The organism is Mycolicibacterium lacusdiani, from assembly GCF_021916785.1.
Classification (GTDB): Bacteria; Actinomycetota; Actinomycetes; order Mycobacteriales; family Mycobacteriaceae; genus Mycobacterium; species Mycobacterium lacusdiani.
The window spans coordinates 311,731-327,484 of sequence record NZ_JAKCFC010000002.1; the positions used below are offsets into that span (position 1 = coordinate 311,731).

At 69.5% G+C, this 15,754-nt stretch carries 10 protein-coding genes and 1 pseudogene; 5 read left to right on the top strand and 6 right to left on the bottom strand.

What is annotated here, in order from left to right:
• Positions 1–101 precede the first annotated feature (101 nt).
• The 5 genes from LOK44_RS06465 to LOK44_RS06485 are packed head-to-tail and all read left to right on the top strand — an operon-like array spanning position 102 to position 7,809.
• Entirely contained in the window at positions 102–1,667 is a 1,566-nt protein-coding gene (locus LOK44_RS06465; RefSeq protein WP_237569193.1) for a lipopolysaccharide biosynthesis protein, read from the top strand.
• 40 nt (positions 1,668–1,707) lie between these two features.
• Complete coding sequence (locus tag LOK44_RS06470) at positions 1,708–3,135, top strand: P-loop NTPase family protein (RefSeq protein ID WP_237569194.1); 1,428 nt, start codon at positions 1,708–1,710, stop codon at positions 3,133–3,135.
• Positions 3,132–4,202 (top strand): glycosyltransferase family 4 protein, encoded by a 1,071-nt coding sequence (locus tag LOK44_RS06475; protein ID WP_237569195.1) that lies wholly within the window; start codon positions 3,132–3,134, stop codon positions 4,200–4,202. Before LOK44_RS06470 ends, LOK44_RS06475 begins: the two co-directional genes overlap by 4 nt.
• Positions 4,199–6,463, top strand: coding sequence for a glycosyltransferase (locus tag LOK44_RS06480; protein ID WP_237569196.1), 2,265 nt, complete (start codon positions 4,199–4,201; stop codon positions 6,461–6,463). Before LOK44_RS06475 ends, LOK44_RS06480 begins: the two co-directional genes overlap by 4 nt.
• A complete protein-coding gene (locus LOK44_RS06485; RefSeq protein ID WP_237569197.1) occupies positions 6,460–7,809 on the top strand; it encodes a glycosyltransferase family 4 protein in 1,350 nt (449 codons plus the stop codon). Before LOK44_RS06480 ends, LOK44_RS06485 begins: the two co-directional genes overlap by 4 nt.
• A 150-nt stretch (positions 7,810–7,959) precedes the next feature.
• Here LOK44_RS06485 and LOK44_RS30080 read toward each other — a convergent pair.
• The 6 genes and pseudogenes from LOK44_RS30080 to LOK44_RS06510 all read right to left on the bottom strand — a co-directional run.
• Positions 7,960–9,183 (bottom strand): annotated as a pseudogene (locus tag LOK44_RS30080) (O-antigen ligase family protein); the annotation flags it as partial.
• The gene (locus LOK44_RS06490) at positions 9,183–10,607 is read right to left on the bottom strand and encodes a P-loop NTPase family protein (protein WP_237569198.1); all 1,425 of its coding nucleotides are present in this window, start codon (positions 10,605–10,607) and stop codon (positions 9,183–9,185) included. The gene LOK44_RS06490 and the pseudogene LOK44_RS30080, both read right to left, overlap by 1 nt.
• A gap of 60 nt (positions 10,608–10,667) precedes the next feature.
• The gene (locus LOK44_RS06495; protein ID WP_237569199.1) at positions 10,668–12,302 is read right to left on the bottom strand and encodes a hypothetical protein; all 1,635 of its coding nucleotides are present in this window, start codon (positions 12,300–12,302) and stop codon (positions 10,668–10,670) included.
• On the bottom strand, positions 12,289–12,882 hold the full coding sequence (locus tag LOK44_RS06500; RefSeq protein ID WP_237569200.1) for an AMIN-like domain-containing (lipo)protein: 594 nt from the start codon (positions 12,880–12,882) through the stop codon (positions 12,289–12,291). Before LOK44_RS06500 ends, LOK44_RS06495 begins: the two co-directional genes overlap by 14 nt.
• A gap of 24 nt (positions 12,883–12,906) precedes the next feature.
• Positions 12,907–14,262 (bottom strand): putative glycoside hydrolase, encoded by a 1,356-nt coding sequence (locus LOK44_RS06505; protein ID WP_237569201.1) that lies wholly within the window; start codon positions 14,260–14,262, stop codon positions 12,907–12,909.
• On the bottom strand, positions 14,255–15,568 hold the full coding sequence (locus LOK44_RS06510) for a phenylacetate--CoA ligase family protein (protein ID WP_237569202.1): 1,314 nt from the start codon (positions 15,566–15,568) through the stop codon (positions 14,255–14,257). The genes LOK44_RS06505 and LOK44_RS06510 overlap by 8 nt, the downstream gene beginning before the upstream one ends.
• Positions 15,569–15,754 lie beyond the last annotated feature (186 nt).

Here is a 15,754-nt window from a genome sequence, read left to right on the forward strand (position 1 = left end):
GTGACCAGGCCGGACTAGTCCTGCCCGTTGACGCTGGTGGAAATGCATTTCAAACCGCCACCGCCTCGCAAACGTGCAGTCAAATGCGAATCGAGCGAAGTATGTCGGATGTGCCGTCGAGCCCCTCGGGGGACGACGCAGCGGTACGTGCCGACGGCGACGGCTCGCCAGCCGGGGAATCCGAGGGTTCGCTGCGCCGCAAGATCGGCCTCGTCGCGTCGGCATCTGCGCTGGCACTGGTGGTGGGCGAGCTGGTCACGCTCGCGCAGGTCGTGGCGCTGGCCCGGCTGCTGACTCCCGCCGAGGTGGGGATCTTCACGGCAGGCACCGTGCTGACGACGGCGCTGTTCGACTTCGTCGAGGGCGGGCTGCGCGCAGCGCTCGTCCAACGCGGCGGGCGCATCGACGACGCCGCGGAGACCGTGTTCCGCGCGACGCTGCTCAGCGGTGCCGTGCTGTGCGGCGGCGTACTCGCCATCGCGCCGGTGGTCAGCATGGTGTTCGACGATCAGACCGTCGGTCTGGTGGCTGCCGCCACGTCCGGCACCCTGCTGCTCTTCGCCCTCACCAACGTGCCCGAGGCGATGCTGCAGCGGGACTTCAACGTCCGCAGGCGCATCATCGTCGGCCCGGCCGTATCGCTCACGTTCGCGACCGTGGCGGTCACGCTGGCCGCCTGCGGCTGGGGCGTGTGGAGCATGGTCGTCGGGTCCTACGCGTCGACGCTCGTCTGGGTCGTCGGGGTGTGGTGGATCAGCGGCTGGCGACCAGGTCGCGGCCGCTTCGACTTCACGCTGTGGCGCGAACTCGCCAAGTTCGGTTCACCGCTGGTGGCCTCGCAGGTGGGGTTCCGGGTGAAGGGCATCGCCGAAGCCGTCATCGTCGGCCGTTCCCTCGGCGCCGCCGAACTCGGCCAGTACCGCTACGCCCAGCGCATCGCGCAGATCCCGGAACGGATCATCGTCGACGTCGGCGCGGTGGCACTGTTTCCCGCGTTCTCGCGGATCGCCCACGACGCCACCCGCATGCGCTCGGGCTATCTGCGCGCGCTGCAGTGGGCCATGATCGGCGGCGCGCCGCTGACCGCGATGATGATCGTCCTCGGCGAGCCCGCGGTGGTGGTCATCCTCGGCGAGCCGTGGCGGCATGCGGGCCACGCGGTGGCCGCCATGGCCGGACTGGGCATCGGCCGGGCCCTCGGCATCGTCGGCGAGGAGGCGATCAAGGGCGCAGGTCGCACCTCCCTGCTGAACTGGTGCACCGCAACCGAAGTTGGCGTCGGCATCGCGCTCGCCCTGGCCCTCGTGGGTCCGCTCGGACTCACCGGCGTAGCGCTGGCCATCTCGATCACGACCATCCTGGTCGCGCTGATCGTCGCCAAGCTCGCCAAGCAGGTCGTCGACGTGCCCTACCGCTCCGTGGCCAGGGCCCTGTTCCCATCGCTGCTCGCCGCCACGGCCGCCGCGCTCGTCACGGCCTACCTCGAACACGCCGTCGTGCACGCCAATTCGACCACCGGCGCGGCGGCCATCGGGCTGCTCGCGCTCGACGTCCTGGTCTTCTCGTCGGCCTACGTCGGAGCCCTGTTCCTGCTGGCGCCCAGCACGATGCGGCAGCTCGCAGGCGTCGGCATCGCCAAGGTCAAGCAGACGGTGGGACGCCCATGACCGCATCTCGAACCCCCGAACTTCAGCACCTGGAGGCGCAGTGAATCACGCTTGGAATCTCTATACGGACCGGATCCGCAGGCACCTCTGGCCGGTGCTCGCCCTCGGCATGGCCGCCGCGATCGCGGGTTACGCGTTCGGTCTCTCGCAGCCCACGCACTACACCGGCTGGGCGACGCTGAGCACCGCGACGACCGATCGGGCACCCGAGCAGGACGGCGTGCTGGCGTCGGGCTACGTCGACTACTTCAACAGCAGCGGCTACCAGAACAAGCTCAAGCGAACGGGCACCGTGCCGGCCGACGTGACGATGCACGCGCGGACGGCCGCGGCCAGTCCGATCATCTACGTCGAGGCGACGTCCGAGTCGCGTGCCTCGGCCGAGATCGCCGCTCCGGCAGCCGCGCAGATGTTTCGCGACGACATCAACGCACAGCTTCAGGTGGCCAGGGACGAGACGATCGCCGCGGTCCGCAAGCCCTTCGACGACGCACGTCAGGCCAACGGCGTGGCGTCGGGTGTGTCACTCGACCAGCTCCAGCAGCAGGTCAACCAGATCAACGCCGACAGCACCAACACGTTGAAGAGCATGCAGCTCGAGTCGGGGATGAGCGAGAGTTCGCCGAACGCCTGGCCGGGTGCGCTGCTCGCGCTGATCGGCGGACTGCTCCTGGGCTGCCTCGTTGCCGTCGTGGCAGGCGCCGTCTCGCGTCGCACCCCCACGGCCGCCGAACTCGCGGCCAAGACCGGGCTCGCCCCGATCGTCGAAGTGCCCGAGGCCAAGTCGGCGCGCAGCCGCGCCCTGCGGACCCACCGCATCCAGCAGCTGGTCAACGCCGTTGGTCTGGCAGCGCTACCCCAGCGTGCCGTCGTGACCGTGACGTCCACGGTCGCCACGGCCGAAACGGAGGACATGGCGCGCGAACTCGCCAGAGGCCGTGCCGCGCAGGGGCTCCGCACGGTGCTGGTGAACGCGGATCTGCACGCACCGGATGCGTTCGGGTTCGGCGAGGCGCTGCTGGACGAGACGCTCGACCTCGACGCGATCCTGCGCACCACCGACACCCAGCTCAGCGAGATGTCGTCGGGCCGGGTGACGGGCACGCCCTTCACCACCGTCACCGCGCCGCGCGTGGCCGCGCTGCTCGCCCGGCTGACCGAGGATTTCGACTTCGTCGTCATCGCGGCACCGCCCATCACCGACGCCGCGGAGTCGCAGATCCTCTGTGCGGCAGGCGACGGCGTGCTGCTCGTCGTCGACGCGTCGAAGTCGCGTACGACCGACATCGCCGAAGCCTCGGCACTGCTCACGTCCTTCGGCGCGCGACTGATCGGATCGGTGCTCTCGGGAACGTCGCGCGCACGCGGCTTCACCTCCCGCGCAGGCAAGCCCGCTGCCGCAGCCACGCGGGGCGACCAGCTGGTCGCCGGCCGCACCCCGGCGTACGCGGACGCCGCGCGCCAGTGACCGTGCCGACGGCGCTGTGGGTGTCGACGAGCACCGAGACCAAGGGCGGTGTGTCGACGTTCGTCCGCAGCATGTTGACGACGCCGCTGCGCGAGCAGTGGGGGATCTCCCACGTCGCGAGCCACCGCGATGGCAGCGCTGCCGCGAAGGTCGCGCAGTTCCTCGTGGCCCTGGTCCGGTTCACCCACCGGATGGCGTGGCGTCGTCCGACGGTGGTGCACCTGCACGTGGCGTCACGGGGGAGCTTCTTCCGCAAGGCGACGTTCGCGGTGATTGCGCGGGCCTTCGGCGTCCCGGTCGTGTCCCACGTGCACGGCGCCATGTTCGACGTGTTCTACGTGGGCTCACCGGCCGCGGTGCAGTGGCTGGTCCGCGACATGCTCGCCCACTCCGCGGCCGTGGTCGCGCTTGGCGAGACGTGGGCGCAGCGACTGCGTTCGATCGAACCGCGGGCGCGAGTCAGCGTCGTGCCCAACCCGATCCGTCCCGTCGGGGCCGCGGTGCAGCCGGCTGCGGGCGAACCCGTACGCGTGCTGTTCCTCGGCCGCATCGAGGACGGCAAGGGCGTGTTCACCCTCATCGAGGCGTGGCGGACGATGACGGCGCGACTCGACGGCCGGACGTCGGCGCACCTCACCCTCGCCGGTGATGGCGAGGTGTCACGAGCCCGCGAACTGGTCGCCGCACTCGGTCTGCATTCGTCGGTCGACGTCACCGGGTGGGTCGATCCGCGCCGGGTACCCCAGATGCTGCGGTCGTCGCAGGTGCTGGTCCTGGCCTCGCACTACGAGGGTCAACCGATGGCGGTACTCGAGGCCATGGCCAACGGGCTCTGCGTCATCTCCAGCCCGGTGGGTGGCATACCGGAGATGGTCGGTGACGACGCGGGCATCCTGGTGCCGCCCGGCGATGCCGGCCGCCTCGCCGCCGCGCTGTGCGATGTGGTCGACAACGCGGATCGCAGAACCGATCTCGGCAATGCGGCCCTGCGCCGGGTGCGCGAGCGATTCGACGTCGACGTGGCGTGGCGCGAGTTCGACGGCATCTACCGCGGTGCGCTCCGGTGACCGAACGGCGGCTGCGCGTGATGTACGTGGTGCCCGACCTCGGCCTCGGCGGAGCGGAGCGCCACGTCACGACGCTGATGCCCAACCTGGACCGCGCGCGCTTCGAGCCCGCCGTCGTCTGCATCGGAGCCGAAGGGGAACTGTTCGCCGACCTCGGCGACGTCAGAGCCGTTGCGCTGCACCGCAGCAAGCGCCAGGCGTTCGGTGCACTGCGCGACCTGATCCGCGAGATGCGTGCGTTCCGGCCCGACGTGGCCCTGCTGCGCGGCTACAACGCCGAGCTGCTCGGCAGAGTCGCCGCCCGGGTCGCGGGCGTCCCGCACTGCGTGGTGTGGGTGCACAACCACTTCGACACCGAACCGCGCGGGACGGTGCGTCGCATCGCCGACCGCGTCCTCGACCGGGGCACGACCGCCTACCTCGGGGTGGCCCGGGCCCAGATCGAATACCTGACCGACGAACTCGGACACCCGGCCGACAAGATCCGGGTCATCCACAACGGCGTCGAGCCGGCGGCCTACCGGTGCGACGACGACCGCCGCGCCGTGGCCGAACTGGGCATCGACGACGGTGCCCCGGTCGTGGGCATCGTGGCCGCGCTGCGACCCGAGAAGGACCACGCCAACTTCCTACGGGCGGCGCGGAAGGTCGTCGACGACCTGCGCGAGGCGAAGTTCCTGATCGTCGGCGACGGCCCCATGCGCCCCGAGATCGAGACGCTGCGCGACGAACTCGGCCTGGGCGACAACGTCGTGCTTGCCGGCGCCCGCCACGACGTGCCCGACCTGCTCCGGGCGATGAACGTCGCGGTGCTCAGCTCCCACAGCATCGAGTGCTTCCCCATGGCGCTGCTCGAGGCGATGGCCGCGGGGCGACCCGCAGTCTGCACCGACGTCGGGGGCGTGCGCGAGATAATCGACGAGGGCGTCACCGGCTACCTCGTCGAACCGCACGACCCCGGCGCACTGGCCCGGCGACTGCTCGACGTGCTGACCGACGACGCGCTGGCATCGAGGATGGGCCGCGCGGCGCGCGCACGGGTCGAGGAGTCGTTCAGCCTGCGAGTCAGCGTCGCCAAGACCGAGGCGGTACTCGAGGAGTTGACCGCCGCACCGCCACTGCGGCCAGTCCAGCTGGCGGTCGTCTTGGACCTGACCCACGTGGGCGGCGCCGAAGTGCTGCTGCTCGAACTGTTCCGCCGCTTCGACCCGCGGAAGGTCGTGCCCCGGCTGGTCTGCCTGCGGGAGGCGGGCCCGCTGGCCGACGACTTCCGCGCCGCGGGGTTCGACGTCGAGGTGCTGCACCGCACGGGTCGATTCGATCTGCGGACGCTGCCCCGCCTCGTCCGGTCGCTGCGCGCCAACGGTACGGACGTCGTGCTGGTGAACCACCATCACCGCGCCGCGCTCGCGCTCGGGCGGCTCGCCGCGCGCCTCACCCGGACGGCGAACGTCGTTGCCGCACACGACATGGACCTCGCATCGGTGGGCGGGCGGGTGCTGCCGAGGTGGACGGTGGACACGCTCGCCTTCGCCGACGCCCTGATCCTCCTGTCGGAGAGCCAGCGCGACTACCTCCATCGCCGAGAGGGCGTCGGACGGACGCGGCTGGCCACGACGCGCGAGGTCGTGATCGCAAACGGGATCGCGATACCCGAGGTGCCGACTGCCGCCGACCGGGCGCGCGCCCGACGCGAGATCGGAGCGGCCGACGACGACTTCGTCGTCGGAGTCGTCGCGAGGCTGAGCGCGCAGAAGGCCCACGACGTGCTGTTCGCCGCCGTGGCGAAGGCGGCCTGCGAGGTATCCCGGATTCGCCTCGTCGTCATAGGCGGCGGCGACCGCGAGTCCGAACTGCGTTCCCTGGCCGAAGATCTCGGCATCGACGAGCGAACCCGTTTCCTGGGTGTCCGGCGTGACGTCGCCGATCTGCTCCCGGGCCTCGACGTCGCCTGCCTCTCATCGGTGCACGAGGGCGTCCCCATCACGCTCATCGAGGCGATGGCTGCCGGGCTCCCCGTGGTCGCGACCGACTGCGGTGCGGTGCGCGACCTGGTCGTCGATGGCGAGACGGGTTTCGTCGTTCCGGTCGGTGACGCCGACCAGTTGGGCGAGCGGCTGGTGCGACTGGCCGGCGACGACACGGCGCGCGTTCGGCTGGGCGCCCACGGCAGGCAGCGCGCCGAGCTGAACCACGACATCGGCCGTACGGCGGCCGGTTACGAAGACCTACTCCAACAATTGATGCGAGGAACACGATGAAGGGTCACGTCCTAATCCTGGTCGAGAATCTGTCGGTGCCGTTCGACCGACGGGTGTGGCAGGAGAGCAGGGCGTTGATCGACGCCGGCCACCAGGTGACCGTCATCTGCCCCAAGGGCACCAAGCAGGACGTCGAAGCCGAGGCCGTCATCGACGGCGTGCGGATCCTGCGCTACCCCCTGCAGGCAGCCAGTGGTGGTCCGATCGGCTACGTCCGCGAGTACGGGCTCGCGCTGTTCCACACGATGCGGCTCGCGCTCAAGGTGCGGCGCAGCGGTCCGATCGACGTCGTGCACGCATGCAACCCGCCGGACATCTTCTTCATCGTGGCCCTGATGCTGAGGGTGCTCGGCGGCACCCGGTTCGTGTTCGACCAGCACGACCTGTGCCCCGAACTGTTCCTGTCCCGCTTCGCAACCGGCGGCAAGTGGCTGTACCGCATGACGCTGCTCGTCGAGCGCATCACGTTCGCCGCTGCCGACGCCGTGATCTCCACCAACGAGAGCTATCGCCGGGTTGCCATCGACCGCGGCAAGATGGCACCGGAACGGGTCGCGGTGGTCAGGAGTGCACCGGACCTGTCCCGGTTCGTCCGGCGTCCGGCCGATGCGGACCTGCGGAAGGGCAAGCGCTACCTCGGTGCCTACCTCGGCGTCATGGGTCCCCAGGACGGTGTCGACTACGCATTGCGGTCGATCGCACACCTCCGGGACACGCTCGGACGCAAGGACATCCACTTCGTATTCATGGGTGGCGGCGACATGCTCGACGACATGGTGCTGCTCGCCGCCGATCTCGGAATCTCCGAGATGGTGGAGTTCACCGGCCGCGTCCCGGACGAGTTCGTGCAGCGCTGCCTGTCCACCGCCGACGTCTGCCTGTCGCCGGACCCGAAGAACCCGCTCAACGACGTCTCGACGATGAACAAGGTCGTCGAGTACATGGCGATGTCCGCACCGCTGGTGTCGTTCGACCTCGTCGAGGCGCGGGTGTCGGCAGGGGAGTCGGCGGTGTACGTTCCCGCCAACGACGAGGCGGCGTTCGCCGTGGCGATCGACGAGCTGCTCGACGATCCGGACAAGCGTGCCGTGATGGGCGCATTGGGTCGGACCCGCGTCGAAACGGCGCTGTCCTGGGAGAACTCGCGCCGGAACCTAGTCACGTTCTACGACATGGTGTTCGCCGACGTGGTCCGGCCCCGCGAGGGCCTGACCCCGGTGTCAGAACCTCGCGCGCGGAATGCGGACGTACTGCTGCTCCGCCGTCCCGCGGCAGCGATCGATCACACCCACCGCCATGCCCACGAGGGCGAACGCCAGGGCGTTCGGATAGTCAAGCAGGCGTAGGTCGGCGAACAGCCCGAGGATGGTCAGCGCGGTCAGGCCCATCAGCGCGGTGAGCACGAGGGGCCTGCCGAGCAGACCCTCGGTTGGCATCGCACGGATGCCGCGGACCAGCGCACCGAAGATCAGTCCGAGGACGGCCAGCCACATCAGCAGGCCGACGATGCCGAGTTCGGCAAGGATCCCCAGCTCGTTGAAGTGTGACGCCACCCCGAGTCCGCGGATCCACGGCACGTCTTCCGACGCGCGCTGGTGGTGGAACGTGTTGACCGCGAGGAAGCGGCCGAGACCCCAACCGAACCAGGGCTTCTCGGCGAATGCCCACAGCGCGGTCGCGTCGGCGTTGAGCCGATCGAAGACCTCGTTGGTGGACGCGATGCCACCCTGCTCGCGGTCCGAGCTGGAGAACGACTGCCAGTTCGCGGCGACCCCTGCCGCCAGCAGCCCCAGCGTCACCAGATAGGGCCTGCGGATGCCCTTGGCCATGGTCGCGCCGATGACGACGACCACCACGAAGCCGAAGTACACCGCCCTGGTGTGGGTGAGGTAGATGGCGTACGTGCACGCGGCCGCGATGGCCCACAGCAGCAGCCGGCGCCAGCGGGGATGGGGCAGCGTGCCGGCGAGGAGAACGGCGACGGCGTATCCGATGATGAGTACGACACCGTTGGCGCCAGGCTGATTAAGCAGTCCATTGGCGCGCTCGGTGTAGTTCGGCGCATCGACGACGTAGCGCGGCCACACCAGCGCCCGGGGGCCGGTGAACTGCATGATGCTGACCGCGGCGGAGTACGACGCGAAGGCCAGCGACGCGACGAGCAGTGTCCGCACCGCGGCCAGCGTCGTGATCGCCGAACGGGCGACGAAGTACACGACGAACGGGATCACCGTGCCGATCAGCAGGTAGCGCCACAGCGAGAGTTGCTCGGTGAGTTCCGGATCCACCAGTGCAGGCAGTTCGTGGCTGCCAAGGATGGAGAACACGTTCCACGCGACGTACAGCAGCATCGCGATCTCGATGCCGCCCAGCTTCGGATGATGCCGGCGATTCGCCGCCCACCAGGCGCCGAAGGACACCACGACCAATGCGAATGCGGCCAGGAACGGGTCGGCCCCGACGCTGGGCAGCGCCAGGCGCATCAGGAGCGTGACGAGCAACAGGATGACGGCCCACAGCGGGCTGCGCAGACCGACCACGACCAGCGGCACGGCGACGGCGATGGTCAGGGCCGTCCCGGCGAATCCGCCCGAGAGTCCGGCGCCTGCGACGGCTGCGGCCGCGGCAACGGCCAGGAGCGCCGTGATCACCAGGCGTACCGTCCACTGCGACCGGCTGCGGGTCTCCGGTTCGCCCGTGGGTAGTGCGGTGTCGACCATCAGGACCGGCCCCGACCGGTGCGCTCGACGAGCACGACGCCGACCAGTCGCCCGTCGACCTGCGCGACGGTGCGGATCGATTCCTGGACGTCTGTCAGCGAGGTGCCCTCCTCGACGACCAGCAGCACCGAGTCGCTCAGGTCGCCGAGCACCTGTGCCTCCCCGGCTCGCGACATCGACGGCGCACTGACGACGATGAAACGGACCCGTTCGCGCAGGCTGGTCAACACGGCCTGCACGGCTGCCCTGTCGAACAGCTCGTACGGATCGCCGTTCGTGGTGCCGGGCCGGACCACGTCGAGGTCGTCGGTCGGGTTCTCCACCATGAAGTCGATCTCCGAGGGCGCCCCGGACGCAAGCAGTTCGGCCAGCCCCGGCCGCTTGTCGCCGCCGTGGCGCATGTCGGCCTGCACCAGCACGGTTCGCTCGCCCTGGGCGGCGCGTTGTCTCGCGAGGTCCTCGGCCAGGTCGTGTGCCGCACGGCCCGTCCCCGCGGGGGCGACGGCCACGGTCAGGGGACGGCCGTCGGCGTCGCGCACCAGGAGGTTGAGCAGGTGCTGCACCCGAACGGCACGGGTTCCCGCATGTGCGGCATCGTCAGGTGCGGGAAGCACGTCGAGCGGTTCGATCCCGAGCTTGTCGACGAGGTCGTAGTCCGTGTCGATGCGCCGTGCCGCGTTCGACGCGAACAGCGCAGCGGCACAACCCAATACGAGACCCGCAGCCAGCGACATGGCAATCGTGGTGACCCGGCCCGCGCCGATCTCGGTGACACCACCCTCGGGTTCCACCAGCGTGACCTGGTTCGACGTGTCCGCGTTCAACTCGTTGATCTGCGTCTGCAGCGAGTTCTGGGCGTCCACCGCCTCCGGATCGGTCCGGTCGCCGTACTCGGCACGCAACCGCTCGAGCATCGCCGCCACGTTGTCGTCCCGTTGCGACACCATCGAGGCGTTGATCTCGGCGGCGAACGTACGCGCCATGGTGGTCGCAGCGTTCTGTGCTGTCTCGGCCGACCCGGAGGTGGCGGTGACGAAGAAGACCGGCCCCAGTCCCGCAGTGCGGGCGCTGAACCCGCCGACGTCGCCGGTCACCTTCGCCCGATCGGCCAGACCGTTGGCGTAGTCGCCCTCGTTGAAGAACATCACGTAGCCCTGCGACAGTGCCGCGTCCTCCAGCGGGGCGCGGGTGACGCTCGCCGCCGACAGCACCGCCTGGCCGGTGTACTGCGTCGCCGACGCCGCCGCCGCGGCAATGCCGCCGAGACCGGCGATCGCGACGATGGCCGCGACGAGCCACTTGCGTCGGCGGATCCTGTCGACCTGGATCGCCAGGCCGCTGGGGCGCCGGTCGGTCGGGGTCAGTGGATCCGAGCGGACCAGTGCGTCAATCGCATTCGACGTCGGAGTGTTCGGGCGGGTCAACGGTCGTCCCCTTCGAGAGATCGGGGATCGCGCGGATCCCATGGGTCGCTGCGAGCGACGTCAGTCCACGCGGCAGACGTCGGTCATGCCGAGAGATCGGATGTAGGACTCGTCGACGTCGTCGCCGCGATAGCGGAAGGACGTGGTGTCCGCGACGGCGACCGGCGAGCACGACTCGCCGAGTCGAGCGATGAGGTCATTGCGCACATAGAACCACGTACCGGAGGCAGTGACCGGCGAATACGCCGTCCGGAACTGCGGCAGCGCGTAGACGTCGGAGGCACTCGACCACACGGAGTGCGTGATGATCGCATCGGGCCGGTGGCTCGCCAGGTACGGACCGAGCGCGGAGTAGCCATTGCGGGCGAGTTCGCGGTTGGTCAGCAGCCCGGAGTCGAGTATCTCGAAGTTCTCGCAGCACAGGCTCGATCCGCCGACGTCAGGGGTCAGCAGCGAGAAGCGCTCGGCGCCGAGTGCGCGCCGCACGGTGTCGACCGCCTCGGCCGAGTCACGGTAGGCGGCAGGGGTGATCGCATCCGTGCGACCGGGATCCAGTACCGCGTCGACGCGTTCGCCGTCGACGCCCAAGCAGGCCACTGCGAGCATGGCGACGACGACGCAGGCCAGTCGCAACGGCGACTGGAGTGCACGCATCGCGCGGGGGAGGGAGAACACCACGGTCACCACGGCCAACGCCACCAGCGACTGTTCCATCCGGCCCAGGTATCCCCAGTTCGGCCCGAGCACCAGGTTGGCGCCCACCACTGCGGCGAGGTAGCCGACGGCGAAGGCGATCGCCGGCGACACCGTCCGTGCCCTCAGCCGGGCCAGCGGGTTCGGCAGCGCGGGGAACCGCCTGCCGAGCACGGCTCCGGCGCCGACGATCAGCCCCGGGGTCACCACCAGCAGCAGCTCCTTGAGGACGGTCTTGCTCATCGCGACGCGTTCTCCGAGCGAGGTGCCGTACGGATACGGGGGAGACTGCTTGGCCAGCATGGTGTTTGGCAGCACCGAGTCGAATACGGCGTAGCGCAGTGCGGTCAACAGGAGAGCGGAGGCCAGCACGCCGAGGAACAGCGCACCACCGCGGCGACGACTGCGCGTGACCAACGCGATCAGCACGGCACCGGCGATCACGTAGCCCGACGCCTCGAGCCGGATCCAGGGGATCAGCGCGGCGAGCGCGAACAGGACGGCCGTGGGACGACGGGTGCGCAGCGCCCACAGCACGGCGAGGGTGACGGCGCTGAGCGCGGTCATCTCCATGCCGTTGGCGGTCTCGTTCAGGAATGCCGTTGAGACGAACACCACGAACGACACCACGACGGCGGGTCGGCCGAGGAACGGGCGGAGCAGTCGGTGCAGCAGTACGGCGCCGAGTGCCGCGAACAGGCCCGCCCACAGCTGACTCGCCAGCACCATGCCGTCGAAGCCCAGCGGCAGCACCCGGTAGGTCGCGGCGAGCAGCGCCATCCAGAACGGGCTCGAATAGCCCTCCACCACTTCGGACAACGGCGTCAGCGCGATGCGCCCGGTGGCGGCGAACGTGCGCGCGAACGCGACGGTGATCGATCCGTCGTCCCAGCCCCGCATGCCCACGAGCAGTGCCACCGTGGCGTGGACCGCGAGAACCGCGACGAACAGCATCGACGCCGTCGACGTGGTGACGGTACGGCGGGACTCAGTCAGCAACATCGATGACGATCCGCGTCGGATTCTTCAGCGCCGTGACGTCGAAGGCGGGCTGATTGCCGTTGATGGTGACGAACACCTGCGTGATGCCCGCGCCTTGAGCCGAGAACTGCACTGTGTTGATTTGAGGCGTGGCCTGGTCGAACACGACCGGCGGACCGGTGTAGCCGGCAGGGCTCGAGAAGGGACTCGGCGTCTCGAGGATGAGTACCTCCAGGACGGACGTGCCCGGGAGCGCCAGCACCTGGCCGGTGCCGTTCTGCAGCGGTGTCGTCACGTACTGGGCGGTCCACCCGGGCACCGCGGTTCCGGTGAAGGTCAGCACCGCGCTGTCGTGATCGCCCTGGCGGGTGACGGCCATGCTCGTCATAGAGATCGCCAGTGCCTCGGCATCGGGCCTGCGGGTCTTGCGTCCGATTCCCGCCTGCCGCAACGGAACCGGCTGCGCGGCGGTCGTGGGTGCCGATGACGTCATGGGCGCCGTGCTCTCGCCGGCGGACACGGCGTTGGTGCATCCGGAGGCGAGTGTCGCCACGCAGACGAGCGGCGCCAGGTAGGCGGCGGTGCGGCGGCTAGCTCTCATGGTGCATCGTGTCAGCTCCATTGGTCACCTCACCAGGACGATTCCGTCGTGGCCGTCGATGGTGACTGAACTGGCGCGCGCGCCGTCGTTCGTCACCGGGTCTTGAGTGCCCCGCAATCTCGCGTAGGGCCGTTCGAGTTCGATGCTGACCCGGCCGGGCGTGGTGTTGAGCAGCACGATCCCGTTCTCGAAGTCGCGCCGCAGCACCCCGCCGAGTGGCGAACCGGTGCCTGCCTCGCGTGGCCGGGTGAGTGCGTCGACCGTCGGGTCGGGCTGCAGCGGTCGGCCGAGGTAACCCGCGCCGCGCCCGGCGCCGTCCATCTCGTCGTAGTACTCGAGGACGCCGTAGTCCTTGCCCATCGGGGCCCAGTAGCCGTCCTGCAGCAGGGTGGCCGCGAACCGGAACCTGGCCTTGCGCAACGCCACCGGAGAGCCCGGCGCCTCGCGGTCGGTGTTGACGTTGATCGAGACCGACGGCTGGCGCTGCCCGCCACCGGACGCGGTGTCGACGTAGGAGTAGACGTCGTCGATGGGGTCGGGCCGCACGGCGGGGTCGGCGAAGCTCTCGAACACCCGTCCGTTGAGCAGGCCGTCGCGCAGGGTGCGGTTGCCGTTCGCCACCAGGATCGCGGTGGGCAGCGCGCCGCGCAGCCTGCGCTCACCGATGGTGAGGCCGCGGTCCCACGGGCCTCCTGGCGCGTAGATCTCGGCGTCGGTCTCGTCGACGCCGTCACGGTCGACGTCCCAGCGATCGGCGTCAGCGGTCCAGATGCGGTCACCCCAGACGTCGAGGAACACCCCGTCCCAAATGCCTGCTGTCCAGACGGTGTCGACGATCCAGTCGGCGGCGTACTCCACGAAGAGTTCGCCGTCGACCCGCGGTGCGCGATCGGTGAGGTTCGCCATCACGCGGTCCTCCCACTCGTGCACGGGTGCCCCGGACGCAGTCTTGGCGAGCCACTGGTCCGGGAAGCGAAAGGCTTTGTCCTCCGGTGTGATCTGCCACATGGCGTAGGCGTTGCGCCAGTACTCGTATGAGCCGATCTCGTGTACCGAGTCCACGACGTTGACGTAGGCCAGCAGCTTGAGGCGCGGGTTGCGCGCGTGCAGCAGATCGAAGAACGAGCGCGGCATGCGGTGGGCCCACTCGTTGTCGATCACGACGACGTCGTAGCGGGCGAGTTCGTCGATCGACGGCAGCTCGTCCTGGTCGAGGTAGTAGGCGGCAGTTCTTGGGAACGTCGGGGCGGTCTCGACCGCGCGGATCGGTTCGGCGCGCGAGGTGGCGGTGCCGACGTTCGCCGCACTGCACGATGCGACGAGCGCGGCCACCATCGGATAGACGACGGCTCGGGTGACGAGGCGCACGGGATCAGCCACCCTCGACGACGGCGGTCTTGAGCTTGCCGCTCTTGCCGCGCGGTATCTCGGTCATGACCCGCAGCGTCACGCCCTGCCCGGTTCCGATGTAGCGGTCGACGTTGCGTCGCACTGCCGCATCGACGGTCGGTCGGTCGAAGCCGCCCGCGGGGGTGACACGCACCTCGAAGCGTCCGGCCCCGAGTTGCGCGATCTGCGCTTCGCGCACACCGGTGAGATCGTCGACGACCGTGCCGGGCAACGGGATCGGCCTACCGTCGGCGGCGGTGAACGAATCCTCGACGCGGCCGTACACGGGGTGCAGCCGAGGGAACGAGCGCCCGCACGCGCACGGCTGCCCGGGTTCGGGGCCCACCTCGTCACCGGTCCGGTAGCGGAACAGCGGGAAACCCCAGTTGTGCAGCGGAGTCCCGACGAGTTCCCACCGATCCGGTGCGCCCGGTACCGGTAATGACTCGGCGATGCCGTAATCGGGGAAGACGTGGTATCCGCCGCGCTCGCAACCGCCTGCCATCAGCACGCGTTCAGTCTGGCCGTAGTGGTCGACCACGTGGCAGGCGAAGGTGTCGGCGATCAGTGCACGGCGTGCGTCGCTCATGGTCTCCGACGACGTGATGACCGCGGTGACGGGCAGCCGTTCGCCACGTTCGCGCAGCAGCGAGGCCAGCAGGGCGATGCTCGACGGCCAGCCCTCGATGGCATCCGGCGCGAAGGCTCGGACGTCGGTCAGGATGGCATCCAGCGTGGCTGGTGTGAGGTGGAAGCTGGACACCAGGAGCTGGTGGGCGCCGGGCACCTCCTTGGTGACGCGGCCGGGTTCGTCGGCGGCGAACGCGCTGCCGCGCAGGATGACCCGGCGCGCGCCCGGACCCAGACCGAACCACGACCATTGCCGTTCGAGCGCGCACAGTTCGTACACCGACGAGCCCTGGGTGCGGTAGACGGTGACCGGTCGGCCCGACGTGCCACTGGAACTCGAACTCCACATCAGGCGTCGGGGGTAGGTGCGGAAGGCCTCGGGGTCGGCCGCGAGATCGTCGCGACTCAGCAGCGGGAGCAGGTGAAGATCGTCGAGCGTGGTGATCGAACGCGGGTCGATGCCGCTGTCCCGGAAGTACCGGCGATAGAACGGGGACGCCGTGGCGGCGAAGCGGACGAGGGTGCGCAGCCGGCGCTCCTGAGTGCGGCGGATCTCGTCGGCGCCGGCGCGTTCCAGTCGCGACAGTTCGCGCCGCATGGCCGGACGCAGTGGATGCACGGTCCGCGCGCGGTGGGTGATGCTCACCGCCGGTACGCGTGGAGCCATTGCCGATCACTTTCCTCTGGTTGCTGCTAGCAACGTCGCTGTGGAACTAATGGTTGAGGCCGTAAACGAGCGCCGAATGCAGACAATACCGGATCTAACTGGTATGCGAGGATTCGTGTGACCCATCGGACGGTGGTTAGAGTGCTCACCTGCACACGAAGGGCGGTGTCATGGCAAATTTTCGCT